The following is a 26,971-nucleotide window of genomic DNA, read 5'->3' as shown; positions in this document are numbered from 1 at the left end:
TAATTGCTACACAATCAAATCGTGAGCCGCATGGAGATTGGCGTGCCCTGAGTGATCGTGGTGCGCATCTGAAATATCAATCCCGTCAGCATCCTGGACCGGCTCCGGCCCCTCGCGTGCAACAGCATGCTGACCATCTCCATAGGTTTTTCCATTTCCGTGGCTCAGTTGCTGTAGGTCATACATGTCTGAAAACGTATTGTCGGCGCCATTTTTGAAGTGAAAGGAATCGCCAAGTTCGGTGCCAACCGCTGATTTGGCCTGATCTGCGCTGCCGGAAGAAGGCCCGCTCTTTCCTGCAGTCGCAATCTTCAACGCCGAATGTGCGTCGTTGGCAGAATTTACGGACGCCGTTGGTATATCCCGCTGCAGCTTGGCAGTATCTAAATCACCTACCTGTGGATGCTGTGCGTGTTGCTTGCCGGCCCCGGAGCCATCTTCGAAAGCCTGCAAATCGCCGTGCGCCTGTCCGCGATTCGAATCTTCTCCCGCGGTCTCATGCTGGGCGTGCCCCTTGGCGGCTCCGGAGCTGTTGTCGGACTCGTGTAGGGTCTTCTGCGGTTGACCGTGATTTAAACCGTCTCCCGCGGCCTCATGCTTGGCGTGCTCTTTGGCGGCTCCGGAGCTGTTGTCGGATTCATGTAGGGTCTTCTGCGATTGACCGTGATTTAGACCGTCTCCTGGGGCCTCGCGCTTAGCGGCCTCGGAGCTGTTGTCGTAAGCGCGCAAGTCCGATTGCGATCGATCCTGATTGGACCCGTTATCCCGGCCTGTTTGCGTTGGGTCACGCTGCGAGGCTTCGTTCGTGGCCGCCGCAACAACGTCAACAGTCCCGGAACCTCGGGGAATAGTGATTTCTCGGTCGCTGCCGCCACCCTCCGCATGGGCATTGCCGACATAAAGCTCGCTGCCGCCTGTGGCGATTGTATCGCCTTGAGCGAACTCGAATGCGAACGCCCCATCGTACACGGCCGTGCCGCCGAAATTTGCGAACCTGGGAAGTGCGGATGCCAGTCCGTTGGCGTCGCTTGCGGTAGATGAAGTGACGATTTCATCGCCGAAATCGAACGCGTGCACGGCGTGGTTGGCACCATCGAGCTCGTAGATCAAGGCGGCGAAAGCTGCAGCCATGAAGATGCTGTAGCTGCTCGAACCCGGCCTCGGCGCGTTGAGTGTTGCCTGCGCAAATAGGCTCGCGGCAATCTCGGCCAAGGGATCGACGATTTTGCCGGTCGGCGATGACGTCCCAGTTGCGGCGCCGGCGCGGTCCTTGGTCGCGCCTCTGGCCGGGGTCCCGCCTGATACTGCTTCCTTGCGACTGATTTTGATGGTGACCACCTCCGCGCACGCGTTTTCGGCCATGACCGTGCAACTTTCGGTTGCGGCGTGACCGAGCGAATCGTCCAATGCTGCCAAGATCGCAACTGCCAGGATACTCATCGCGCCATAACGGCGCGACAGTGCCAGCGCGGCGAGCTCCGTCCGGCTTTTGATTCCGAGCTTCTGTCGCGCGTGGTCGATGTGAATCCTGACGATCTCCGGAGAGACACCGAGCATCCGAGCAATTTCACTGTCCGACAAACCTTCGGCGACGAGATCCATGATCGTCTGCTCGTTGACGGTCAGAACCGCCAGAACGTTATTGCCGAACGAGGCGATCCCATTAGCTTCGTTACCGACCCTAGCCAGGTCGGACCCGGGTTTTTCCAGCCTCAGGGACTGCACCAGCGCTTCTGGTTTGGCGTTCATCGAAATCGCGCCGCAAGCACCGGTCGCCAGTGCCCTGGCAAGATCGCTGCAGGCGACAGTAGCAGTAAAGAACACCAGCCGGGAGGAAAGGCCTTCGTCGTCCACGACGGCGAGGATGTCGGAGGCGGTTACATCTGTGAACCCGTCCTCCAGTAACACCACATCGGGGGTCAAGCTGCGAATAGCCGCAAGGCAACTAGCTCCATCAAGACAGCACGCAACCACTTCGAAATCGGGCTGCGCTTCGAGTAGCGATACAAAACCCTGCAGAACAATGGGATGTCGATCTGCTATCACAAGTCGAACGCGACGCATGGGCTTCCTTCGCTCGGCCTTGCAACACAAAATGAGAAGCGGCGATTTAACTCCGCTCGGCCGATTGCGTTCCTAATGTGATAATGGAGTTCGTGCGGATGCTTCTGACGATGAGTTCAAACAGTCCGTGCGGATAGCTCCATATGGCTCACCCTGGCCGTCCAGAGGTCGTACCGCTCGATGGCATTTGATGAGCAGAACTCTCTCCGATGTCGCTATTGCGCGAAAACGGCCGAAAAACTGGATCCCAGTCGACGACTCTTCACCGGTACAAATCGATCTCGACTGCAATCCGGACGAGGTCGGAGTGATTTTTAGCGCCGAGTTTGGACTTCAGCATGGAAGTCGTGTTGGCAACAGTTTTGTAGGAGATGCCGAGTTCGGACGCGACTTCTGAGATGCGGTCGCCGCGACCCAAAAGCCTCAGGATCTCGAGTTCGCGTCGGTTCATCTGCGTCAAAGGACTGGCCTTGATCGCCGCACCCACGAAGGTCGTCGCTTCAGCCAGACGCGGTGAGACGAAGCGCTCCCCGGCGGCAACCTTCCGGATGGCCTTGGCCAGGAGACGGGGATCATCGCTCTTTGAGACATATCCCTGAATGCCCATCTCCACAGCGCGCACCACGAACGCTGGATCTTCACTCACGCTGAACATGACTATTTTGGCGGCGGGATCATCCCTGCGGATTCGCCGGGACAATTCGAAGCCAGTAAGGTCGGGAAGCGTCACGTCAACCACGGTGACGTCGGGATGCTTCTTCAAGTACGCACGGTGGCCGTCCTTTGCATCGAAAGCTTCCAGGATCTCGACGGAAGGGTCCGAAGCGAACAAGGCCCGGCAGCCCGTTACGACAACGGGATGGTCGTCGACGATCAGTATCCGCATGTCGTTCTGGCCCTCATTACACGTCCTCACTTCCTCCAGTTGTGCAAACGTCGCGAGCGCTGGAAAGGTTCTGTGTCCGCGCGTGACGTCGGGCGATCCAACCGTTGGAGCACGAAGTGCAGCAGGCGGCCCCGGGATGAGGTAGGCGGCGGCCAGAATGGCCGCGACCGCCGTCGCCTAGCGTACCCAGATTGGAAAGTCGGACTTGATCGTCAGGGGCCTCGCAGTCTAACATCGACAACATCGAATATCTTATCATCGACAATCCGCCTCCTGGCGTTCTTCGGCTCAAAGCAATCAACTGGAGAGCTCCCTCATTTGGCTTGCCGGTGGCAATTGCTGCTAAAATCATTCGCGGCGATCCAACGCCTGCGATTTTGATGACGGCGACTCCGAGCACAACATCCCCCGCGATCGGCTCGACCTTCACAATCAAGACAACCATTTCCAACCCGAGTTACGAGGCATATGGGGTTCAGGTATCAGCGGCGGCAGCGTCTAGCGGTCTAAGCCTGCTCGGGGTCTCGACCACTCGCGAGGATGGGGTGGCGATGGATTTCCCAAATGCGGCCAGCCTCACACTTGGCACGGTAACGGAGGCTGATACGCGCTCTGCCATCTGGAAATTCAGTGCCACCTCGCGAGGTCCGCAGACCGTCCGCTTCAGCGGCCGGTCCAACAATGGCGGCACCGTCTTCAAGAGGGTGACCGTTACACCTTGAGCACCCCGGGCGGACTCTATCCTCGTTTGACCAAGTCGCCCGAGACATTCACACTTTGCTCTTAGTTCAGAGTTCACGGTCGGCCGACTCACGAATGTATAGTTGTTGACGCCCAGGAAGAGCACGCAAAGGTTCGAGGGATAGCCATCGAATAGCGGACCTCCGAGATCAGCAGCTTCGGACGAGAGGCCAACCTTCGGCAAAGATCGATCGGATCGGTCAGTTAACGGATTAGTAACGGCTTCTTGCCAGCCTATAGCCATTGCAGATCGTCGCAGCGGCGACTTCAGAAGCATATCGTCTCTCTCAGTTCATACCTGCTCGGTTGGCAGTCTCTTCAAGGGACAAGTCCGCTATGTGCAAGGGAATTCTGATTTCGCTTATTGCGCTATTCTTTTTGCTGATTTGCGATCAGTTCTGGTCAAACGGCCGCTATACGGATGTTGCCATCGTCATGGCGAAGCACATCAGTCGCTCTTTCGGGGTCTGATGCAGCCAGTTTCCACGAGCTCGAAATGACTGACGCAGTTGCTCTTGACGCATTGAACAAGAGAGAATGCCCGGATTGCTGGTCCAGAAGAATGTCATCTGGATTGCGGGTTGACATTGCGGAGCACTTTGAGTGCCTCGCCTGTGAGGCACGGTTTTACGTTGCTCCGCGACCTCCACATGCCAAGGTCTTCATCCGACAATAGGCCTGCGCGATGATCAAAATGCGCTTGCTATGGATCAACAGCGCCTGCCGTCATTGCCGACAGCCTACTTGCAGCCGCGGCAGATCGTAAAGCTTGCGTTTTAATGCCTCATCTTCTTGTTCGACCAGGTGCTGCGCCACGATGCTATCCGCCCTCGAATTGGGCTTGGAACCTCTTGCTACGCGGGGCTTCATGGTTCGCGCCGCATAACCCGACATGTCAATATCGTCGGACCGTGCCGACGCTAAAGCCATCGTAGTCCACGGCTGGGCTGAGGACCGACGAAGGCGCACCGATCACTGGTGTAGACCAAGCCTTGTCGGACGCTCCCGGCGGGAGAGCGTCCGTCCGCGATAACGGCCCGCCATTGGTCTTTGCCGAAGGCCTCAAATTTTTGGCGAGCGCTCGTGGCGGCGACACTTTAGCCCGCCGCCGTTGTCGGCCAAGCGTTCTTAGGGGTGGCCGGAGGCGCCGGCTCCTATTCAGTAGAGGGCGGAGCAAGCGAAAGCGGCGGAGCGACTAAGGTCCGGCCTCTGGGCGCTGCCCTGCAACCAAACGCCAGCAGACACGATGCCAAGACCAAGAGCGTCACGCTTTTCATCCGCGTCCTTCAAACGGCTTTGTTTGACCCGTTGACGCATGACCCTCCGAGCCAAGCTGATGACTATCTAGCTCATATGGCGATCAATGTTGACGGAAATGGGCGGGAGGGGCATCTGCCCGGGCCTTGAGCTTATTTCATAGCGTAGCGCCGACGGCCCGCTCTAGACTTCAACTCCAGAACCGCGCTGCACCGCTCTCATGGACATGTTGGACGGAGACCAGACATTGCCTATTCGATCAAAGTGTCGCATTGCCGACTGATACAGGCCAATAGAGCTGACTTTTCTTATCCGGCTCGGTTCGACTAAAACAATTGGGCAAAAGAGCGTCCGCGTCGATTGTCGCGTGGCTAATCGAATGGCCGACCAACCAGTATTGCCGGCATGGAGCGAGGTATCATACTGATATGCAAGGGCCCTCCCCAGTCAACGAAGACCTCCTGAGTCAGCGCCTCATAGAGCTCGGGTCGGCAGCGAGCTGGGCGCCGCGGATCCTTCCGGATCTCGCAGGTTTTATTCACGCCTCCGGCGACTATGATCTCTTTCGCGTCAATCCTATCCAATACGCGACTGCCAACGGCCTAAGTGACGCCGAAGGAATCGAGCTGTTTGTGCACGCCGCGAAGGTTGGCCTATTCGAGATGGAGTGGCTGCTCATCTGCGCCTACTGTCCGCAGGTCGCAGGCACTTTTCGTGAGCTAGACCAGGTTCATCCACGTTTCCAATGCGAATTCTGCAACGCCCTCAATGAGGCGGCCCTTGACGACTACATTCAGGTCACCTTTACCGTCTCGAGTTCGGTTCGCGACGTCATATATCGTCATCCGGACATGCTGTCCGTCCAGGACTACTATCTGCGTTACAACTTCTCCAAGGACTTCAAGCCCCCGCACGGAATGACACACGAGCGACTCGTTGCGGCACTCTCGCGGGGATTTGCCGATATCGAGGCGGGTCAGCGGTTGAACTTGGAATTCGACGTAACAGCCGGCCGTTTCGAGGTGCTCGATCTTAGCCATAAGCTTCTTCTGGTTTTCTTCGCGAACGGTGAACCGGCGGAGCGCCAGGAAACGCTGGTCCAGCTCGAATCGGGCCGGTTCGTAGTTGCGGATCGGCCCACTGGGCCGAGGAATATGATTCTTGGCGACGGACGCTTTGCATTTCGACAGACGGCCGATCTTAGCCCAGGCAAACATATTATCCAGATTGAGAACCGCACCAAGGATCGAGGCCGCTTCTGGTTTCTCCAGTACCCTTCCCAGTTCCAGCCCCATCTGGTCGAGTATGAGCCGTTTCTTTCCGGTAAGCGATTGTTGCTCACCCCCTGCTTCGGCGAACTCTATAAGACCCAACTGGTGGATGAGCGCGATAGTCTAGCCGTTTCCGACATCACCTACCTGTTCACTGATCTAAAGGATTCGACTTCGCTGTACGAAAGCATCGGCGATGTGAATGCCTACTTTCTCGTCCGTCAGCACTTCGACATCTTGAATAAGATAATTAGGAAGCGATCTGGCACGATCGTGAAGACGATCGGTGATGCAGTCATGGCTGGCTTCGAGCGTCCACAGGATGCCGTTCTTGCATCCGTCGAGATGATCGAAGAGCTGTCGCGATTCAACAAAACCGCTTCGCAGCCGCTCGGCCTTAAAATCGGCGTGCACAGAGGCAGGGCCATAGCCGTAAGGCTCAACGACCGGATCGACTACTTCGGACAGGACGTGAATATCGCCGCCCGTGTGCAAGGTCTAGCCGGTGTCAACGAAATATGCCTGACAGAAATGGTGATGGAGGCTCCCGGAGTCAGTGACATCGTCAAAGGATGCCCGGCGTCGCGCGACTACCAGAACTTGAAGGGCATCGGGCAGAAAATGGAAATACATCGGATCAAAATTCCTCCGGCGCAGAAATGAACGACCGCGCGCGTCCTGCGCAGCGGCAGACCGGATCTCGGCTGCCGGTTTGTGCGCCGATTTCGCGCTGCGGCGGTGGGTGCCTGTTTATCCTGGGCGGACGACGCCACCAGGCATCAGCGTGTTTGCGTTCCCAAGCCGCGGGATCGTTCGGGTATCCAATGTTATGGAGGAAGTCGGCCTTCGGGTGATTAGGCTCGCTCCAGGAGCCGCACACGTAAGCAGCGCAACATTCGCATTTGTACGCCATCGAAGCCATTAGCTTGCAAGTGAGCGGAGGTGACGCCGACCTTTGCGTGCCTGAGAGAGCGAATCCTCTCCACGCGCATAAGGCTCGTCTCCCTCTTCGGTCGAATGGCGTCGCTTGTGCATCGCAACATCGCTGATAACCACGTTTCCATTTTTAATCTATCTTTAGCGATCTACTAAGAATTCCGGTTTCAAGGTCGCCTCAAATGGGAGGCGACCCATGCCGTTGACGAAATATTTCGGGTTTGTCGGCAGCGCCCTTGTCCTATTGCTGATCGGATTGGGGTGGTGTTTGCCGCAGCAAAAGGCGGAACCTACCGGTGGCTCCACCGACAGGCCAGCCATAAGAATCGCCTCGGCCGAACGGTTACCCGAGCGGGTCATTATCGACACGAGTTTGCCGACGATTGTCTCGCCGCCGAGCGTGGAGTTTGCTGAACGATGGCCACAAGCAGCTGTTGCAGCTGTCGTCCCTCCTCCCAGAACAGCAACTCCGGCGCCGGTTGGTGACGTACCGATAAGGCCGAATCTCGCAAACCGAGAACGTTCGAAAAAGGTTGCTGTTCAGCATGCAGCGTCAAAGACGAATATCGAACCCTCGAGGAACGACAAAGCCACGACTCCGCCTGCAGTCGCTGAATTGACTCTGTTGGACAGCTTGAAGGAAGGGTTGGGGCGAGCGCAGGAAAAACTGATGGCAAGCCTCGAGCCCCTGACTACCAACGCTTCGAAGTTCCGGCTCGAGAAACTGCGATGATGCTACTACCCAACTTCGTCGTTGGGCGCTGACCGCGATCGCACCTACAGAAATGCCGAACACGACAGATGAGGCACCCGAAGGGGCGCAAGCGTTCCTCGAGCGAGATACTGCACCAGCACGAGGCTGTCTTTTCCAGCCTGCGAGCGCACCGATCCCGACGATCTGTCGGAGGGGTCCGTCGTCGAACTGAAGCGCGCAACCAATGACGACACGGCTGAGGGGATCATTTGATGATCTCGTCTCCGTCGCCAACAAGGTGGCTGGGGGAGCGATGAATAGGAGATGCGGCGCCATGCACAATGTTTTCCTTGGCATCACTTTCGCCGGAGCCCTGGCGCTCGTCTTAGCCTCTCTTGTCGCACTTCAAAGGATAATCGAGTGATCGTCGCCTGACGATCCGTTGCACTGCTTGCGAGGAACTTTGGCCTGTCGCGGTTTCTTCCAAGTGTGTGAGCCATCTCTCACAAGATTGCGTCGAGTCTGGCGTAAGTTCGGCGTGTAGGTCGCCTTCCGCAAACCATCGTGGAGATCGAAATGGCCAAAAATCCGACGGGCTCTGCAAGTGACCGTCTCCCGCATCCGTTCAGCGAATTGCTCGCCGCCGCCACCGTACCGCCGCAAGCCGAGTTCCTCGTGCACAGCGTGAAGGTCGTGTGCGGCAGACAAACCGAGACGAACTGCTGCTGTACCGCAGGCGCCCGGCCGGGCGTGTACGCGACCGAGGTCAACATTCAAAATATTACCGGTCAGCCGGCGCAGGTCGCGAAATTCTTCGTACCCTTGATCAACGCGGGCGCGGTTATTGGGCGCGAGCCCAAATTCGCCGATCCAGCCAAAATCTCTCAACACACCGGCGAGCTCATCACCCTTCCACCGCTGGCGGCGACGATGGACGATTGCTGCCACATCGCGGAGTTGCTGCTCGGCGGCCCCCAAGCGGAGAGTCGGCGCTCACGATCGGCTATCTCACGATCGGGAGCTTCTTCGAATTGGCCGTCTCTGCGGTCTACACAGCGACCCCCCTGAGCGGGGACGGCATCAGCATTGACGTCGAGTACATTCTGCCGCGGCGCCTGGGACGTGGCCCGGGTCAAGGCTGAAAACCGCCTGACAGAACAAAGGTCCTTGCGAGGTGTTGGTCGCCCTTTGCGCACGCATGGGCGGTCTTCCTTGCCAAGGAAATCCGCCTGCGGCGCAAGCGGGTCCCGGGCCTTGACGGATTCGGTCGCTGACGCATTTGGCATCTCGCGAGCAAGCATTCAGCTTCGTTTGAAGAACATCCGAGCTGCTACGCGAGCAAGAACGGAGATTCGCGAACGAATGTTATGGAATTTTGCCGACTGATAAGCTTTGCGACCAAAGCTTATCAGTCGAGGCAAACGACGTATGGAGCAGCCACCTGAGCTCTTGGTAAAGCGCTAAAGGTTTGGTGCTTTTGGATCCAGGGGTGTCTTGTCAACCTTATTGATCTAACTCGCTTTTTCTTACGCCCCCGCAATAATAGCTACGGTGTTTGCAACGGTCGCCTCAGCACCATCGCAACCGTAGTTTCGCCCGCGAACTTGCCCTGTGGCCTGCCCCCAACCTTCGTTCGCAATGCCCGAGGGAGCGGATCTAAGGACGCACGAACGACCTGAGCACATGTCTTTTAATCACGGGGTCCTGGGTTCGAGCCCAGCGCGCTCACCAAGCAAAATCAAAGACATATGGCGAACTTCCGGGCCCCCGAGAAATCCCCGTATGGGCACTGTGTTGGCAAATCGACTGGCGTCCTAAGCATTGAGGATGGCGGCGCGGTAGTCGCTCGCAACCGATAATAGGGACAGCCCGCTTAGCGCCTGCCTGCTCGGCCCCGCCAGATCCGGGGCAGATGCGCCTCCATGTTCGAGAGCTTGTTGACGTCCGTGCTGATGCTGTCCCGTGGGCGCCGATCTGACGGAGTCCAGCGCCCACTCCTTGTAAGGCCAAAAGATCTCAGTTCAGCTTCTTAGGCTTGTTCGTCACGATTAGCTTCGGCAGATATTGCAGAGCCTCGCTATCCCGTCCGCGGAAATAGTCGATCGCTCGGTGCGGCAGCCACTCCTCTCGAAAATGCCGACGGAAATCAGCAAGCAGCTGCTCAGGATTCGGCCAAACCCTTCGACCGGTCCTCGTAGACGTGCAGATAAGTTGGAAGCGCGTCGGTATCTATGCCGTGCACATCACACAACCACTTACAGAACATCTTTCCATGCGAAATGTCCGGCACCAGTGCTCCGGCAGCGTGTAGCCCATACACCCAATGCGACACCTGTACCGCGAACTTTACCGATAGCCATTGCGCAAGGTGGATCGCGACTTGTGGGTGAACCCAGCTGCCCTGGATCCGGATATCGCCACCTTTCATAATTTGGATCAGACCCGAAGCCGGAATTCTGACTTCGGCCGAAAGCGCAGCGACGAAGTCCTTGGTCGTCTTGTTCTCGTTATAGTGTTTGAACTCTCGTCCCGCGGCCTGACACACCGCCGTTGCGTTAACGTAGCCATCACGGGGCGCGGGTGAAGCTGAGGAGAGGCTGCGAGCTTCTGCGCGCCCCATTCCACAAGCGGTTCGTGCCAACCCACGATGCCTGCTACGGTGCGCTCGGCGCTCTCACAGGGAGGGAAATCTCGAAAATCGAACCCCGAGAGCTCGATTCAGCGAGAACCAAGCTGCCCTCGTACCTTTCGACGATCGTGCGGCAGATCGCGAGGCCTAGTCCCATGCCCGCTGGCTTGGTCGTGAAGAACGCCTCAAATATGCGGCCCTGGTCCTCTGGATGCACTCCGGCCCCGGAGTCTTGGACGAACAGGACAACGGATGATCCTCCTTCGAGGCGGGTCCCGACGTTCAATAGGCGGCCATCAGGGGGCATGAAGCTCATCGCCTCGATTGCGTTTTTCACCAAGTTCAAAATCACCTGCTGCAATTGCGCAGGATCCGCTCGGACCAGCGGGCTTTCAACTCGAAAATCGGTCACGACCGACACTTCGTTGAACTGCAGATCGTGCTGCAGCAACCTCAAGACGTGCCCCGTAACATCCTCGACGCTGATCGTGGCCAGTTGATCGGCGGAATCCTTGAACAGCCCGCGAACGCTCGCGATTGTCGCGTCAACCCTGAGGCTTGCGTCTTCGATGTCCTTGAGAATGACGCCGACCTCCTCCAATGGCGGAGGCTTGACAAGAAGCAGCTTGAGAACCGTACTAGCATTCAACGTGATCGAACCCAACGGCGACCTGATTTCATGCGCAATTGCCGCGGTGGCGGCGTCGATGCTCACCAGGCGGTTGGCTCGCTCTCGCCGCTGCAATGTCAGAGCGCTCGCCAGCCGCGCGTAAAGCACGGTCATTTCGGTCAGCAAGACCGAGAGCAGCAAGCAGCTTGCGACCAGCGCGAAGCCGCGAGCCGCATACCAACCCACGGAAAACCGCGCCGAGCTCGCGACGGCGGCGACCAGAAAGTTGGGCAGCCACGCCAACAAGGTCACCATCAGCCACAGATCAAGCACTGTCCCCCTGCGGATAAACAGCAGCAAGAGCACAAATGCGCCGAGAAAGAACAGCGCGACGTTGATTTGATTGCCAAGCCGAGTCTGTGTCGTGACGCTTGTCGTGTAGAAGCTGGGCAGATGCTCTACACCGGCGGTCACAAGCCACGACAGCACAGCCACTGTCCCGATCACGCCCGCAAGTGTGAGTGCTATTCCTGGGGGCGTCGACCTGGAGGAGGTCTCGTTCGTCTCCTTCAGCAGTACGTACCCGAGGATGCTGAGGGCGAATGTGGTGTGCCACAGAACGAAAAACCAAGCCGGGGTATTGTAGCCGTCACCTATGATTCCATTTGGGGCATAGCCGCCCGGGAAGCTCAACGTCTGCAAGAATGCAAACGAGGCACTGAAGAGATAGCCGCTCGCAACGGCCGGCAACGCGCGATGCGGCTGCACCGAATATTGGGCGAATAGCAGGATTGCCGTGAGAAGATCGGCTGCGCTCAGGACCGTTTGAAGAACCGGAACGAAGCTGTCTATTCTGCCGATCTGGATGTGCGCAAACGGCGCCACCAGCGCCGCGACCGTGACAATAGCGATAACGACGCCAACAGCTATGGCCCGCTGTCGCGGCGTCGCGGGAATCAATGCGACTACGGCGGGAAGATCGCGCTCTGTTGCGGATGCATACCGGAGCGCTTCAGCTTTCAGCATTGGATCGCACCGCCTCGCACCGAGCAACTGGATTGACTATATCGTCACTCCTTCAGCGATATGGTAATCTCGCTCAGATTGGCGGCGAACTCCAGACCAGCTTTTGGACCTTGCAGCACGATCAGGACGCCCTTGTCGTTGCGCAGGTGAACGCCGTTCAGTCCCCCGACCAGGGCGGCGCCACCTCCGACGGAACTGTAGGTGCCAGCGAAATCGCCGACGTCGCGGATGCCAGACGCCCAGCCATCGAGCCGGCCGATCGTGGCGCCTGCGGTGATGCCAAAGCTCATGCCGGTGATCTTGAAGGGATAGGTCTTGCCGCGATAGGTCAGCACGCCGCTGCCGGCGCCACCGCCGACCAAGAGGCCGGCCTTGACGATCCTGGCGCGGACATGGCCGGCGGCCTGTGCAAAGGCCTGCGTGCACGGCGCGGCAAGCCCGAGTACCAAGAGGAGCATCGTGGTCAGGCGAGACACCCGCGGGCGCGCCCTCGATTCAGGGCTTTGCGGCATCCGCCTTCTTCCAGGTTTGATCGGGATCGAACAACGTGGTGCGCGGGGCGACGAAATCGGTCCGGCTGCCGAGATCCTTCTCGTAGACGGTCCCGGCATGGTTCACCAGGAAGGTCATTACGCCCGAATTGCCGTACTCGGCGGGCCAGGCGATCAGCGCAAAGCCGCCGATCATCTTGCTCTTTACGACGTAGTTGAGCGCGCCGCCGGGGGCATCAGACCCCTGCCCCTTCAGAATGCGGAAGTAGTAGCCGTGATAGGGCGCCGGCCCCTCGCCCGGCTTGTACCCTTCGGCAGATGCCTCCGCGACCAGGGCACCCAGAGGACTGGGATCGCTGTCGTCGCGCCAGAACAGGCCGTCTTTCTTGCCGGGCGCGGACAGGAAGCGCTGCGCGTAGACGCCAGCGCCCTCGCCGCGATCCTTGTCGGCATATTCGTTCTGTGCATCGACATAGGCGAGTGCGGTCTGGATCGCGTCGAGCTCGTTGCGGCCAATGCGGCGGCGAAGCACCTCGATGCGCCCCTCGTCAGCGTCGAATTCCCAGCCCGTCTTGGTGTTGACGAGAGGGATCGGGAACGGGAAGTCGTCGGTCCCAAGCAGCAGCGTGGCCTTCTTGTTGCCCTCCGCCTTGATCGCGTGCCTGGCGTCGTACATCGAGATGAAGCGCGCGCGGATGTCGGCGTCGGCGACCTCATCGCCGGACGAGACGATATCGTCCGCCGATCTGCCGAGCACTTTCAGAATATCTCGCGGGCCGCTCTTGGCCGCCGCGGCCAGTGCCGATGCGGCCTCCTCCGGTGTCGGATAGGATTGCTGCGCGAGAGCCGCCGTGCTCATCAATGCGACCGTGATGATGCCCGGCAATGCGGCGCGACAAAGCGACTTCAGGCCGATCATGGCGACACCTCCGCAGGAATCCTCGCGCCGCCCTCGAGCCAATCGCGGTAGGTGCGGAATTTCAGCCCGAGCTTTTCGTAATAGACCCGAAGGTAGCCGTCGCTGCCGCGGGTCACCGCATCCGGCATCACACGCTCGACCTCCTGCGCCATGACGCCGACATAGGCCTTATGGCTGCCGATGTAGGAGAAGCGGTAGTAGCCGAGCCCGCTGGCGAGATTCCCGAGCAGAACGATGTCGTGCTTCAGCGCGATGTCGGACCGGCGGCCACCACCCCCACCGCCGCGGCCACCTCCGCCGCCGCCACCGTGGAATCCGCCACCTCCGCCGCCCCCGCGCCCGGCGAAGCTCGGTGCGCCGCCGCCGCCACGTGGCATGCTCGCCATGCTGGACCGTCCGCGCGCCGATGCCGCGGCTGCCGACCGGCCGGAGGAGACGTTCATGGCGCCGCCGCGGTTGCCGCCGCTGGGCCGGTTGCCGGCACCGCCGCCGGCGCGGTTGGCGGTCTTTGCGCGGTCGCCGCCGGCCTTGGCACGATCACCACCGCCCTTGGCGCGATCGCCACCACTCTTGGCGCGATCACCGCTCTTGGCGCGATCGCCGGCGCCGGCGCGGTCGCCGCCACTGGGCCGGTCCCGCGTGCCCGCACGGTCGCCCGCTCCGGGACGATCTCCACGATCCCCTGCGCGATCGCCGGCTCGGTCTCCCGCACCCTGATTGGGACGCAGCACCTGATTTCCGTCGCGACCGCGGAAATCCTGCCGGTCCGAAGCCCCGGCCTTCAGGTTGTTGTTGCCAAAACGCTGCTGAACATTGGTGTTGTTGTAGCGCACGCCCCCCCGATGCGCCGCATTGTGCTGCCAGCCGGTGTTGATGTTGGCGGTTCGGTGGTTGACGTAGACGTTGCGATTGCCCCAATTGCAGCCGCCACCCCAGTAATTGCCCCAGCGTCCAATCGCCCAGGCCGTGCCGAACGCGAGACCTGCAGCCACCACGCCGGCGCCGATATAGGACGGATACCCAAAATAGTAGGGCGGATACTCGGCATAGGGCCAACTGCCGTAAACAGTCGCCGGATCGTAATACGGCACGTAAACCGCCTCGGGATCGGCCTGCTGAATGACGACGACCTGCTTGTTATCCTGAGTCTGGACGCTGATCTTCTGCTGCTTGGTGGTTACCAATTTCTTGTTGTCATAGGCCTTTGTGCGCAGGCGCTGGATCGCGTCCATCACATCGGGCTGCTGGGCGAGAAAGGCATCGCCGAGGTTCTTGGTCCATTCGAGCTTGTCGCTCATCATCGTGAGCACGTCCGCGGTGCTTGCGAGCGCCTTGACGCTGTCGTCCCAGGCCTGCTTGTCGACCTCCCCCTTCAGCGCATCGCCCTTCAAGGTCTTGTGCTCCTTCAGCCAGCGGTCGGCCTGGACCACCTCCAGCGGATAGGTCGAGGCAGCCAGCACGTTGGCAAGGAGTTCGTCGGGATAGAGCGCGATCGGCGCGACCAGCGCTTCGATCTGCTCGGGCTTCAGAAGCTCGGCGGTCGGTGCCGGCGGATTTGCAGGCTGCGCCTGCGCGCTCGGGGCCGCCGGCGTCGTCGTCTGCGCCGTCGCAGCTGCGGGGACCGCCACCACCAGCGCGAGCGCCATCAGGGTTTTGCCGGAGCTAAACATCACAGAGCCTCCATTGCACTTTCTGTCGGGCAGGATCGAGCCGAGGCACGGGCGCTTGTTGATCGAGATCAACGAAACGGGCCCCGACGCACCGCTGCAGCGCAAGATTGGCGCGTCCTTCGAGCAATTCGGCCTCCACCAAACCCCGGCCTGCCGCCGGCACTCCGAGGACATTTGCCGTGCACCTTGATGACGAGCTCAAGCCAGATGCGAACTGCACCGGGAGGTCGCCGATCCAGGATGACGAGAAACAGCAGCAGCAAGGCGAAGAGGCTCTCGTCCTGCAGACCAGAGCTCGTCGATGCCAGCAACGAAGGTGTCTCAGCTCATGCCTTCATCCGGCAGCCTCAGACGTCCCAACTACCGCCATACGCACACAATCAGCATAAGCGTAACGGCAGGGGACAGCTCAATGGCCGAACTGTCAGCACCGCGTCACCACTTGGCCATAGGTAGCCGGTATTGCCCCATGGCAGTTCGTAGCAGATCGAGAAGAAGTGATTTCCTTGCCGAAGCGCTTACCCTGAACGTAGCGGCGGTAGAGGTAGTCGGGCAGGATCGTCAAAAGGGAGCAGATCATGAGCTCAAGCATGGCTATGCTCACTTTCCCTGGTCTTATCCGGCTTGTTCGTAGGAGCGGGAGCTGAGCCGATTCCCTTTGGCTCGTCCTCTCCAGGCGTCGCATCGGCGATCTTCTCCACGGAATCGGCGATGCTGCGCAGCGGCGTTCCAAAATCCGGGACGTCGATCAGGGCCAGAAGCAAGCCCGCAATCCAAAAGACGTGCATTTGCGCGAACAGCGAGATCAGGCCGAGCACGGCCACGATCTCGAACTGTAGCTTCTGCGACTTGTACGCCATCCGTTCCGGCAGGCTGTGCAGGCGCCAGTAGAGCGTGCCGGCTCAAAACATGATGCCGATCAGGACCAGCGCCATCACCAACATCAGAGTATCGATCCCGCTTCTCGGTGCGAGATAAAAGGGCAGATGAGACGGCGCCATCGGATGAATCTGGTCGCTCAACTAACTCTCTCCCAATCAGGAAATCGCTCTGAGCCGAATGTGGGCAACCGCATCCTGCGTTTGCTTGATTTGAATCAAGGGAACGCCCGTTGCCCGACCTAGCCTTACGCGAATGCTGATCGTGCACAGTCTGTCAGGAGCCACAGCCATGTCCGGCCTCGATGATCTCATTCCAAACGCCGCCCAGATCCGGAAAGAAGCCGCTGTCAAGGAGGCCGAGAAGGCCGAGGAATTTGTCCGCATCGCAGCGGCTGCCGAGGCCGAGAAGCGCGCGCTCATTGACCGGCTGAGCAAGCCCTCCGGCAAGACCGAGGAGGAAAAGATCAAGCTCGCTTCGACCATCATCCAACGTGCGGTGCGAAACGGTCTGACCGAGGTCCTAGTCTATCGCTTCTCCAACACGCTGTGCACGGACAAGGGTCGCGCCATCAACCAGATGGAAAAAGGCTGGGAGAACACGCTGACGGGAATCCCCAAAGAGATATTCCAGCTTTGGACCGACTACCTGAAGCCGCGCGGCTATCGCATAGCTTACCAGATCATTGATTTTCCGGGCGGCATGCCGGGCGATGTCGGCGTCACGATCTCCTGGGGAGATGATTGAGCTCGACGGCTTCGAATCCGAAGCAACGACAAGGACAGACATGGCCAAGGACGAGCCCGCGGAGCGGATGAAGCGCAAGGACTATGAAAAGCAGCTGGAAAAGCTTCAGATCGAGCTTTGCCAACTCCAGGACTTCGTGCGGGAAAAAAAGCTTCGGGTCATCGTCCTCTTTGAAGGCCGGGACGCCGCGGGCAAGGGCGGAACGATCAAGGCGATCACCGAAAAGGTCAGCCCGCGCGTGTTTCGAGTGGTGGCGTTGCCGGCGCCCTCGGATCGCGAAAAGACGCAGATTTTCTTCCAGCGCTACATGCAGCAGTTTCCCGCCGGCGGCGAGATCGTGATCTTCGACCGGAGCTGGTACAATCGCGCCGGCGTCGAATATGTGATGGGCTTCTGCACACCCACCGACCACGATCGGTTTCTCACGCTCTGCCCCGAGCTGGAGAAATACATCGTCGACGGCGGCATCATCCTGATCAAGATCTGGCTCGAGGTCGGCATGGACGAGCAGGAGCGCCGCTTTCACGCCCGTATCGATGATCCGGTGCGGCAATGGAAACTGAGCCCGATGGATCTGGAATCCTACGGGCGCTGGTACGATTATTCGAGGGCGCGAGACCTCATGCTCAAGAAGACGAGCACGAAACACGCGCCATGGTACATCATCCGCTCCGACGACAAGCGCCGGGCGCGGCTGAACTGCATCGCACATCTGTTGAAGGCGATCCCGCACAAGCGGATCAAGAAGGATAAGGTCAAGCTCCCGCGGCGCTCCGACAAGGGACGCTACAACGACCAGGCCGGTTTGCGTGGGATGAAGTTCGTCCAAGAGCGATACTGAAAATCGGGCCGCGCGGCAACGCGGCCCGATTGCCTGTCCTACTTCAAACGGATCGTGACACCGCCGACGGCCGCCGACACTTCGGCGCCAATCTTCGGGCCGCTAAGCTGAAGAATGACGCCATTGCCGTTCTGCAACTGCACGGCACCTGCACCCGCTGCAACCGCCCCACCTGCTCCGCCGGCTGCATAGGAGCCCTCGATCGAGGCCGGCCCCCTCAGATTGAGAGCACGGCCGACGAACTTGGTAGTGGAGGCACCGATCGTAAGGCCCACGCTCATGCCGGATACGGTGAACGGATATTTCTTGCCGTGGAGCAAGAGGACGCCCTCCCCGCCGCCAACGCCAACAATGAACCCGCCTTTGGTGAAGACGACCGCAACCTGGCCGGTATCAGCGTGTGACGGCGTAACGAAACCGGCAGCGCCAATGGTCAAGGCCAACTGTACGGCAAGAACAACAGACTTTCTCATTACTTTCTTCCCCTCGGGTTATGGCGCCAAGCTATTGGGCAAGGATCATTGCGAAGTAACCGAACACGGTGAGCAGGATGCCCGACACGGCGTAGCCGACCGGGAATCCAATCCAGGGCACTGAGCTCTGGATTTCGACCGCCGCCTCGCGGCACGGGCCGGAATGGGACCGCGCGCCCGCAACGCCGCCCATCAGCACGGCCGGGTTGATCTTGAAGACGTGGAATCCGATCGCCCAGACGATGAAGGGTGGGATCGTGCAGGCAATGAAGCCGGCGACGAATATCTTCAAGGCAACCCCGCCCGTGAGCTGAGCCAGCAAACCGGCGCCTGCATTGACACCGACGATCGCAACGAAGACGACGAGGCCGAGGTCCTCCAGCACGTTGCGCGCCGCATTCGGCGTGTTGCCGAAGAAGCGTAGCCGTGAGACCAGGGACGAGACGATCACGCCCGACAGCAACAGACCGCCGGCATTGCCGAGGCCGATCTTGGCGCCGAAAGCCGGAAATTCGATCATGCCGATTAGGAAGCCGATGATCATGCCGGCGGCGAGCGTCAAGAGATCGGTCGAGGTGTTGGTCCGCGCGATGCGTCCCCACATCTCTCCAAGCTCGTTGACGGCAGACTTGAGGCCGACCACCGAGATGATGTCCATCCGCTCGATCTTGGTCTTGAGACCGGCCGGGATCTGAACCCCCCCGCGCTCGACCTTGGTGACCTGCAACTGGCCGGCGATCGCCGTCTCGCGGAAGGATTCGAAGGTCCGTCCGACGATGTCCTTGTTGGTCACAAGGATGTCCGCCTGGTCCATGGGAATGCCGAGTGCCTTGGCATCCGCGACCTCGGGCCCGATCAAGCCCATCTTGTCGGTGAGATGCTCGGTCGAGCCCCCGAGTGCGATGACGTCACCCTTTTGCAGAACGAAGTCGGGATCGGCGCCCTGCGGTTCGCCGCGGCGCCCCACGTTGACGATGCGGTACTCCGGGTTGACTGTACGGAATTTGCCAATGCTCATGCCTATCTGCGCTGGATTTTCCAGCCGATAGGCTCGAAGACCGAATTGGCGATACCCGGTCAGCCCGCCGCCCTCGAGATCCTTGACGCCAAATTCCTGCTCGAATTGCTTGGCCGCCGCCTTGGCGTCGACACCCCACCAGCGGGGCAGATATTTGCAGATCAGGATGATGCCGACGGTACCCCAGATATAGGTGATGCCGTAGGACAGCGCGATCATGCCCGAGGCATCCTCGGGCTTCATGCCTTGGGGAAGCTTGACGACACCCGAGGTCACCGCCTGCTCGGCCGAACCGATTGCGGCGGACATCGTCTGCGATCCCGCCAGCATGCCGCCGGCCGCGCCGACTGGAAGCTCGAAGAGCTTCGCGAAGATGACGACAAGTGCCAGGCCGAGCACGCTCGATATCAGTGCCAGGACACAGAACTTGAGGCCGTCGCCCTTGAGGCTGTTGATGAAGGAAGGTCCCACGCGCAGCCCGACGCCGTACATGAAGAGATAGTAGAACAGGCTCTTGGCGAATGTGTTCAGCTCGAGCTTCACACCGTAGGTGGATGCCCACACCGACAGGGCGGCGCCGACGACGATGGCGCCGGCCACCATGCCGAGGCCGTACCCCTTGATGCTCGCCCGTCCAATCCAGACCGCGAGCCCGACGACGAAGAACAGCAGCAGAAACGGATTGTGCTGCAGAAATTCAAAGAAAGCTTGCATGTTCGTTCCCCTTAAGACGCCGCCTTCAGCTTCGGTGTGGCGCTGGGCTTGGGCCTGCCGATTTTCGCCAGAGCTTCGGTGCGCACCAGCTTCAGGCCCTCCTTGGCGTCGTAGCCGTGGATTTCCTTCACATCGAGCTTACGCATGAAGTCGATGGTTTCCTGGGTAATGACCTGGCCCGGGACCATGATCGGGAAGCCCGGCGGATACGGGATCACGAAACTGGCGGAGACGAGATCCGGACCGGCCTTCAGGCGGCGGTCGATCTCCGCGTCGCCAAGCCGGATATATTCGCAACCCGCCGCGTCATACGCAGAGTAGAATCCGGTGCGGATATCGCCCTCGTTGGTCTTGGTGCCGGCATCGCCGCGGAAACTGTCGTGGAAACGCGAGAAATTCGGCAGGTCGGGCACATCAGTCATCAGGCTCTTGACCCTCGCCTCGAAGGTCTTCTTCGCGTTGGCGCCGCCCTGTACGAGTCCGCGGTCGACCTCGCCCGCAATCTCGGCCAGAACCCTCACCAGATGTGCAACATCGCTGCGGGTATTGTTGATGTTGGACTGGAACAACACCGAGTTGCGCGAGGTCTTGTTGATCTGGATGTTGTAGTCGTTGGCGAGAATGCCCTTGAACTGCGTGCCGTCGTAACCGGCGGTGCCGCACACCAGGGTCATGCGGGTCGGATCGAGACAGAACTCGTCGTCGTCCAGGCTCTTTAGAACGCTGGCCCAATTGGTGCCGGCCGCGAGATAGTCGGTGAAGCCGCTCTGCCGGTACTGCGCTGGCACCATGGCGTCCGCGCCGAGGATACGGAAATATTTCGAGATCAGCGGATTGTTGTTGACGGCTTGGCGGATGGCGAGCGCGATCTCTATCGCATTGGCCACGAGACCATATCCCTCGAGCTCCATCTGGCGCCGTGAAACATCGAGGCTCGCGATGAGCTGCTGGTTCGGGCTGGTGGATGCGTGGGTGAAGACAGCTTCCTTGAACTGCTGCTCGACCGTGTGGAACTCGACGTCCTTGACCGAGAGCATCGAGCCCTGCCGGATTGCCGACATCGACTTGTGGGTCGAATTGGTCTGATAGACACGCAAGCGGATCTGCCGCGGATCGGGAATCAGGCGGGTCTTAAGCAGCATCTCGTCCGAGGGGTTTTTGCCGAGTTCGGTCTGCTGCTTCTCGTAGGCCGCGACCGATTTCGGATCTTGTATCCAGGCTTCGATGTCGTTGGCGGCGCCCATTGCGGTGCGCTTTCGCAGATAAGGCGAGAAGCGCGCAAAGCCGAACCAGGCCTCGTCCCAGAGGAAGATCAGGTCGGGCTTGATCGCGAGGCATTCCTCCATCACCCGGCGGGTGTTGTAGATGTGGCCGTCGAAGGTGCAGTTCGTCAGGTCCAGCATCTTTACGCGGTCGAGTCGGCCGTCAGCCTTGGCGCCCAAGAGCGCCTGCTTGACTGTCTTCAGCGGCACGGCGCCGTACATCGAATATTCCGTCATCGGAAATGCTTCGACATAGATCGGCTGGGCGCCAGCCAGCACCATTCCGTAATGGTGCGACTTGTGGCAGTTGCGATCGACGATCGCGATGTCACCCGGCCCGAGCAGCGCCTGCACGGCCATCTTGTTCGAGGTCGAGGTGCCGTTGGTCACGAAGAACACGCGGTCCGCACCAAGCGCGCGCGCCGCCTTGTCCTGCGCCTTCTTGATGGTGCCGGTCGGCTCCAGCAGACTGTCGAGGCCGCCGGTGGTCGCGCTGCTCTCGGCCAGGAACAGGTTCAGGCCGTAGAATTCGCCCATGTCGCGGATCCAGTCGGACTTGAAGACCGATTTGCCGCGGGCGATCGGCAGCGCATGGAAGGTCCCGATCGGACGCTGCGCGTATTTCTTGAGATTGTCGAAGAACGGCGTGTCGTAGCGGTCCTGCACCCCTTCGAGGATGGAGAGATGAAGCTCGAGCAGATCCTCGATGGAATAGAAGATGCGACGGGCGACGTTTGCTTGCGGATTTCCGGCCATCTCCTCGACATTGCGGTTGGACATGAGATAGAGGTCGAGCTCGGGACGGACCCGATTGATGATATGGGCAAGCCGGAGTGCCGAGGCGTCGGACTCGTCATGCAATCCGGCCGAAGCAGTCAGCGTGCGGAGCACCGGCGCATCGTGCCTTGAGCGCAGCGCAAAGCCTTCGTTGATGACGACGGCTGCGAGGTTGGGGTTCAGCATCGCCGCGCAGAAGGCGTCCTCGAGGCTGCCGACAATAACCGGCTCATAGATGAACTGATCGACCGGACGTCGCAGCTTGCGCCATTCGCTGGCGAGCCCCGGCCAGTTGCTCGACGAGAGACCCGTGACGATCAGGGTTTCAAAATAGGGACGACGCGCGGTGTGCTGTCCGAACATCTGCGGCACCAGGTCGGACGCCCCGCCGTTGCCCTCGTCATTCAGACTCCAGTCACCGGCATGCTGGCGGAAAGACCTCGTCATCAGCGCCTGCGTCAGCCGCGTGGCGAGAGCGAACGACGTGGCCGCATCGCCAGTCGCGGCCGTTTCCCGCAGGGCAGCCATCAGTTGCAGCCCCGGATAACCGTGAAACTCTTCCGTGACTGAGACATCGGCCAGCGCGGCATCGTACTTCGCGCGATCTCCGCCTCGGGCCCACACCTTTGCCGCTTCCACCAGATCACGCCAATCATCCGCTCGCCCGCCGGGGCCGGAAAGGAACTGATCGATGCGCTTCTGCGCGGGCTTGGCGTCCTTGGACATGTTTCTCTCCGATCCCCTGAGGCGAACCTGATGCGGATCGTGGGTGCGGCACCGGTCGCTCTATTGATCCAAGTCAACGGTCGGGCTCATTCTGATCGACGAAGCCGCGCTGTTTTGCCTCGCGATGCGATCGTCAGGACGTTCGTTGCGTTGTATTGGCCTGATCGTCGCCCAAGACGCTGTCGAGCGACCGCAACCAATGGCCGCTGTCCGTCTTCTCCGCCAGCCCTTCGGCAAGCAAGAGGTCGCGCAATTGTGCGTGCGCGCCGACGATGCAGAAGGCAATCTGCCGGGAGGTGAGCTCGTCATGGAGGTCGTGCAGCATCCGCGCGCCGGCGAGATCCATGTATGGCGACGCGGACAGGTCACAGACCACCAGCCGCATATCCGGTGCTGTGCGTAGCGCCATCAGGACGGTATCTAGGATCGTCTCGGCGTTGATATAGAGCAATGAGGCTTCCGGGCGAAACGCGATGACACCGACCAGCGGCTCGACGTCGACGTGCCTCGCACGGTCCGAATATCGCCCGCCAGGCAAACGGCCGAGGAACGCCACGTTCGGCCGGGAGGCTCGGGCCAGCAGCAGGACGATTGATGCGATCGACGCAAGCAGGACCCCCTGCAGGATGCCGAGCAGCAACACCGATACCAACGCGATTGCGGCGGCGTAGAAATCGATCCGGCTGACCTGCCACATCCGCAACAGCTTCCGGACATCCACCAGCCTGTACACGGCGGCAAACACGATGGCTGCCAGCACCGCCTTGGGAAGGTTGGTCAGCAGCGCCGTGAAGTACAAGAGGCACAGCCCGAGCGTCATCGAACAGATCACCAGGGCCAATTGCGTCCGCGCGCCGGCGCTGTCGTTGACCGCCGATTGCGACAAGCCGCCCGCGACGGGATAGCCATGGCCGAATGAGGCGGCAAGGTTCGCGGTGCCGAGCCCCAGAAACTCCTGCCGCACGTCGAGGGGATAACCGTGCTTGGCGGCGAAGCCGCGGGCCGCCGAGACACCTTCTATGTAGGCCAGCAGCACACATCCGGCGGCGAGCGGAAAAAGGTCGTCGAGTTGCAAAAGCCCGAATGTCGGCCATCCCAGGGCCGGCAAACCCTGCGGTATCTTCCCGGTCACGGGCACACCCATGGTCGGTAAGCCAAGGAGCGTTGCCAACATGATGGCCAGCGCGACGACGGTAATGCCGACCGGCTTGCCCGGCAGAAGGCGTTCGCCGACCAGCAGCAACAGCAATGCGACCGTGCCGATCGCCAGCACCAACGGGTCGATCTGGCCGAGTTGCCCTGTCAGCTCGATGGCCCGATCGAAGAAATTGTGGCCGCCGCCGGCGACACCAAGCAGGCTCGGCAACTGGCTCATGATGATGGTGAGTCCCGCTCCTGCCTTGAACCCGACCAGGATGCTGTCGCTGACGAGGCGCACGAGCACGCTGAGCTTGAACAGCCAGGCGATGAAGCACAGCACCGCTACGGCGAAGGCCGCGAGACTTGCGATCTGCGCATAACGCGCCGCATCACCGCTGGCGAGCGCCCCGACGGTCGAAGCGATCATCAGGGAGATGGCCGAGGTCGGGCCGATCGCAAGCTGTCGCGACGATCCCAGCAAGGCATAGCCGATACCGCCGAGCATGTAGCCATAGACACCAATTTGCGGTGGCAGACCGGCCAGCGCCGCATAGGCGAGCGAAACCGGGATAGCGTAGGCGGCGAGCGTGACGCCCGCGACGGCGTCGGAGGGGAGCCATTCACGCCGATAGGCCGCAAGCCAGCCGGCCGGCGGAAAGAAACGCTTCCATTTGGACTCGGACGGCGTACTCATCGCGCCGCCTCCTGATGCGGCACCTCGCAACGCAGCAAGACGATCAGGAGCGCCACCACGGGAATGCCGAGCGCGAGATCGGGAATGCCTTTGGTGGCGAAGGCCCCGACCGCCGCACCGAAGCCGAACACCGCACATAAAGCGAAAAAGATGCCCGAAAGGCGCAGCGTTCCGCCCTGCGCGCCTCCGGATGCGACTGCAAAGATATTTTCGATAGCTTGGCGCATATTGCCGGTGATCATCACCGTGCTGCAGACAACACCCTCGACCCTGGTGAAAACCGCCGCCTGCATGGCGGCAACGAGCGAAATGCCGAGCGTGCCGGCGAGATCCGGCAAGCGGTTGTGCAAAATGCCGATCGTGATCAGCAGCAGGATCTCGATCAACGTGCTGATCGCACTGGCCCGATCGCCGGCAGCGCGGCGGAGCCATGCAGCGACGACAATGCCGGCCGCAAAGGCGAGGATCGGAGGCACGAAGTGAAGTGCCTTGACCCAATTTCCGGCAGTCGCATAGACCCAGAGAAAGATCAGGTTGGCGGTCTGGGCATTCGCCATCACGCCGTGGATGATCCAGGTATAAGCGTCGATATAGCCGCCGGCGAAGGCGAGCAGCAAAGCGATCACGACCGTTTCATCGGGACGCACCGCCTCCGTGACAACCTCCAGAGTGCTCATGAGGACGACGAGGGCTGCCGCGAGTTCTGCATGCCGTCATTGGCGGCGCCTTATCGGCGGCAAGGCTTGATTTGGATCAAGCCATCGCTGCCGGGCGCAAATCAAATCGGCGCAAAGCGGCGGGGAAGTCGACCATGGATACCGTCAGGTGGATCATCACCACCGCACCGGAAATCTTCTTGCTGCTGGCCATAGCGATCGGCACGCTGCTCGGTCGGATCAAGATTCGCGGCTTCGCGATCGGAACCACTGCCTGCATCCTGATCGTCGCCGTCCTGATCGGACAGCTCGGCACCTTCGCATTTCCGTCCCTGCTGCGGGTGATCCTATTCAGCCTGTTCGTGTTCACGATCGGCTACCGATCCGGACCGGAGTTCTTTGCCTCGCTCAGCATGCGCACGCTGGCGCAGGTCGCCATGGCGCTCGTGCTCGGCGGCACCGGACTCGTCATCGTGCTGGCGTTTGCCTTCATCTTCAGGCTGGATCCCGGCACCGCGTCCGGCATCGCCGCCGGTGCGCTGACGCAATCCTCCGTGATCGGCACCGCGTCGGGCGCGCTGGCGCAACTGGGCCTGCCGAGTGACGCCTTGAAGCAGCAGGAAGCCAACATTGCAGCCGGATACGCCGTGACTTACGTGCTCGGCTACATCCTGACCCTGCTGTTCGTCCCATTCGTGGCTCCGAAATTGATGAGGATCGACCTGAAGGCCGAAGCGAAGAGGCTGGAGGCGGAGCTCTCGGGTGATGCCGCGCCACAGACCGAGAACCTCGCCTACCGGAAATTTCAGGGGCGCGCCTATCTGGTCTCAACCGCGGCGGGCCGCTCCGTCAGGTCGATCGAGGAGGACATCGGCAGCCGCGCTGTCGTCGAGCGCATCGTTCGCCAGGGGATCGATGTCGAACCCCATCTGGATACCTTGCTTGAGGCGGGCGACAACGTCATCGTCGCCGGGCGCACTGCAGCCATGGTTGCCGCCAGGGCAGTCATCGGCACCGAGATCGACGCCGATGAGATCCTCAAAGCGATTCCCGGCAACGTGATCGAGCTGCTGGTCGACAATCGCCAGCTCCACGGCCGCTCCATCAAGGACGTGGCCGAACGCGTCGGCGGCGATGCGCGTGGCGTGTTCCTGCGCGCGTTGACGCGGATGGGCCGCGAAGTGCCGCTGAGCCCTGATACGCGGGTCTATATCGGCGATGTCATGACCCTGGTCGGCAGCACCCGCCACATCGAGCGGGCCGCTGCCAATGTCGGCCAGATCCTTCGCGCCGGAGACCGCACCGATATCGCGTTCTTGGCCGCCGGCATCGCGGCCGGCCTGCTCGCCGGCCTTGTCAGCTTCAAGGTCGGCGGCGTCGCGCTGACGCTCGGCGGCGGCGGTGGCGCGTTGATCGCGGGCCTGGCCTGCGGCTGGCTCCGCTCGCGCCGGCCGACCATTGGCGCGCTACCGCCCGCCGCGCAGCAGACGCTGAGCGATCTCGGTCTCGGCGGATTTATCGCGGCAATCGGGCTCGGCAACGGCGCCGCAGCCTGGGCCGCGATCCAGGCACATGGAATGCTGCTGGTCGGCATGGGTCTCGTCATCACGCTGGTGCCGCTGATCGTCGCGACGCTGTTTGCCCATTACGTGCTGCGCATGAACCCGGTCATCACCTGCGGCGCGCTGGCTGGTGCCATGACGGTCGACGCCGCGGTGACCGGTGCCTGCGACGCCGCCGAGAGCCAGACGCCGGTGCTCGGGGTCGCCGTACCTTACGCCGTCGGTAACGTCGTGCTGACGGTGCTCGGCCCGATCATCGTGGCCGCCACGTATGTTGGTTGACGGGAG

General features: G+C 60.7%; 19 protein-coding genes and 2 pseudogenes. 7 read left to right on the top strand and 14 right to left on the bottom strand.

The genetic code is table 11. From position 1 onward, the window contains the following. Window positions 1-6: 6 nt before the first annotated feature. Together IVA74_RS32065 and IVA74_RS32060 are read right to left on the bottom strand one after the other, a co-directional pair. On the bottom strand, window positions 7-2,064 hold the full coding sequence (locus tag IVA74_RS32065) for a response regulator transcription factor (protein WP_247350964.1): 2,058 nt from the start codon (window positions 2,062-2,064) through the stop codon (window positions 7-9). Window positions 2,065-2,326: 262 nt separating this feature from the next. Continuing rightward, complete coding sequence (locus IVA74_RS32060) at window positions 2,327-2,950, bottom strand: response regulator transcription factor (RefSeq protein WP_247350963.1); 624 nt, start codon at window positions 2,948-2,950, stop codon at window positions 2,327-2,329. Window positions 2,951-3,273: 323 nt separating this feature from the next. On the opposite strand from IVA74_RS32060, the gene IVA74_RS32055 reads away from it, so the two are divergent. From IVA74_RS32055 to IVA74_RS32040, 4 genes are all read left to right on the top strand, one after another. Next, window positions 3,274-3,672: a hypothetical protein gene (locus IVA74_RS32055; RefSeq protein WP_247350962.1), complete on the top strand. Its 399-nt coding sequence runs from the start codon at window positions 3,274-3,276 to the stop codon at window positions 3,670-3,672. A 1,704-nt stretch (window positions 3,673-5,376) separates the two neighbouring features. Continuing rightward, a complete protein-coding gene (locus IVA74_RS32050) occupies window positions 5,377-6,882 on the top strand; it encodes an adenylate/guanylate cyclase domain-containing protein (RefSeq protein WP_247350961.1) in 1,506 nt (501 codons plus the stop codon). Window positions 6,883-7,351: 469 nt separating this feature from the next. Then, window positions 7,352-7,888: a hypothetical protein gene (locus IVA74_RS32045; protein ID WP_247350960.1), complete on the top strand. Its 537-nt coding sequence runs from the start codon at window positions 7,352-7,354 to the stop codon at window positions 7,886-7,888. A 537-nt stretch (window positions 7,889-8,425) separates the two neighbouring features. Beyond that, a complete protein-coding gene (locus IVA74_RS32040) occupies window positions 8,426-8,917 on the top strand; it encodes a hypothetical protein (RefSeq protein WP_247350959.1) in 492 nt (163 codons plus the stop codon). Between the two features lie 1,093 nt (window positions 8,918-10,010). Here the strand turns inward: IVA74_RS32040 and IVA74_RS32035 are convergent. From IVA74_RS32035 to IVA74_RS32005, 7 genes and pseudogenes are all read right to left on the bottom strand, one after another. Further along, window positions 10,011-10,469: a KilA-N domain-containing protein gene (locus IVA74_RS32035; protein WP_247350957.1), complete on the bottom strand. Its 459-nt coding sequence runs from the start codon at window positions 10,467-10,469 to the stop codon at window positions 10,011-10,013. A 34-nt stretch (window positions 10,470-10,503) separates the two neighbouring features. Beyond that, complete coding sequence (locus tag IVA74_RS32030; RefSeq protein ID WP_247350955.1) at window positions 10,504-12,114, bottom strand: MASE4 domain-containing protein; 1,611 nt, start codon at window positions 12,112-12,114, stop codon at window positions 10,504-10,506. Between the two features lie 44 nt (window positions 12,115-12,158). Then, window positions 12,159-12,590 carry a hypothetical protein gene (locus IVA74_RS32025; RefSeq protein ID WP_346730992.1) on the bottom strand — a complete coding sequence of 144 codons (432 nt, stop codon included), beginning with the start codon at window positions 12,588-12,590 and terminating at the stop codon, window positions 12,159-12,161. A 19-nt stretch (window positions 12,591-12,609) separates the two neighbouring features. Then, window positions 12,610-13,524: a DUF2950 domain-containing protein gene (locus IVA74_RS32020; protein ID WP_247350944.1), complete on the bottom strand. Its 915-nt coding sequence runs from the start codon at window positions 13,522-13,524 to the stop codon at window positions 12,610-12,612. Beyond that, window positions 13,521-15,194, bottom strand: coding sequence for a DUF3300 domain-containing protein (locus tag IVA74_RS32015; RefSeq protein WP_247350943.1), 1,674 nt, complete (start codon window positions 15,192-15,194; stop codon window positions 13,521-13,523). The genes IVA74_RS32020 and IVA74_RS32015 overlap by 4 nt, the downstream gene beginning before the upstream one ends. 449 nt (window positions 15,195-15,643) lie before the next feature. Next, window positions 15,644-15,786 (bottom strand): annotated as a pseudogene (locus IVA74_RS32010) (HlyD family secretion protein); the annotation flags it as partial. Beyond that, a pseudogene (locus IVA74_RS32005) lies at window positions 15,779-16,195 on the bottom strand (hypothetical protein). The pseudogenes IVA74_RS32005 and IVA74_RS32010, both read right to left, overlap by 8 nt. Window positions 16,196-16,364: 169 nt before the next feature. On the opposite strand from IVA74_RS32005, the gene IVA74_RS32000 reads away from it, so the two are divergent. Together IVA74_RS32000 and ppk2 are read left to right on the top strand one after the other, a co-directional pair. Continuing rightward, a complete protein-coding gene (locus IVA74_RS32000) occupies window positions 16,365-16,820 on the top strand; it encodes a hypothetical protein (protein ID WP_247350941.1) in 456 nt (151 codons plus the stop codon). Window positions 16,821-16,860: 40 nt separating this feature from the next. Then, a complete protein-coding gene (ppk2, locus tag IVA74_RS31995) occupies window positions 16,861-17,661 on the top strand; it encodes a polyphosphate kinase 2 (RefSeq protein ID WP_247350938.1) in 801 nt (266 codons plus the stop codon). A gap of 38 nt (window positions 17,662-17,699) precedes the next feature. Here the strand turns inward: ppk2 and IVA74_RS31990 are convergent, their stop codons facing one another. The 5 genes from IVA74_RS31990 to IVA74_RS31970 form a co-directional block, all read right to left on the bottom strand. Then, window positions 17,700-18,134: a hypothetical protein gene (locus IVA74_RS31990; RefSeq protein ID WP_247350937.1), complete on the bottom strand. Its 435-nt coding sequence runs from the start codon at window positions 18,132-18,134 to the stop codon at window positions 17,700-17,702. 31 nt (window positions 18,135-18,165) lie between these two features. Next, entirely contained in the window at window positions 18,166-19,866 is a 1,701-nt protein-coding gene (locus tag IVA74_RS31985) for a transporter (RefSeq protein WP_247350935.1), read from the bottom strand. Between the two features lie 11 nt (window positions 19,867-19,877). Then, window positions 19,878-22,631, bottom strand: a complete 2,754-nt coding sequence (locus tag IVA74_RS31980) for a decarboxylase (protein ID WP_247350933.1) — start codon at window positions 22,629-22,631, stop codon at window positions 19,878-19,880. A gap of 133 nt (window positions 22,632-22,764) precedes the next feature. Then, window positions 22,765-24,465 carry a SulP family inorganic anion transporter gene (locus IVA74_RS31975; RefSeq protein WP_247350931.1) on the bottom strand — a complete coding sequence of 567 codons (1,701 nt, stop codon included), beginning with the start codon at window positions 24,463-24,465 and terminating at the stop codon, window positions 22,765-22,767. Continuing rightward, on the bottom strand, window positions 24,462-25,142 hold the full coding sequence (locus IVA74_RS31970) for a YoaK family protein (RefSeq protein WP_247350930.1): 681 nt from the start codon (window positions 25,140-25,142) through the stop codon (window positions 24,462-24,464). Before IVA74_RS31970 ends, IVA74_RS31975 begins: the two co-directional genes overlap by 4 nt. Window positions 25,143-25,276: 134 nt before the next feature. Between IVA74_RS31970 and IVA74_RS31965 the strand changes: the two genes are divergently transcribed. Beyond that, window positions 25,277-26,965, top strand: a complete 1,689-nt coding sequence (locus IVA74_RS31965) for a transporter (RefSeq protein WP_247350928.1) — start codon at window positions 25,277-25,279, stop codon at window positions 26,963-26,965. Window positions 26,966-26,971 lie beyond the last annotated feature (6 nt).

The organism is Bradyrhizobium sp. 132, from assembly GCF_023074185.1.
Taxonomy (GTDB): Bacteria; Pseudomonadota; Alphaproteobacteria; order Rhizobiales; family Xanthobacteraceae; genus Bradyrhizobium.
Note: the sequence above shows the minus strand (reverse complement) of the source record. Positions and strands in the feature narration are given on the sequence as shown.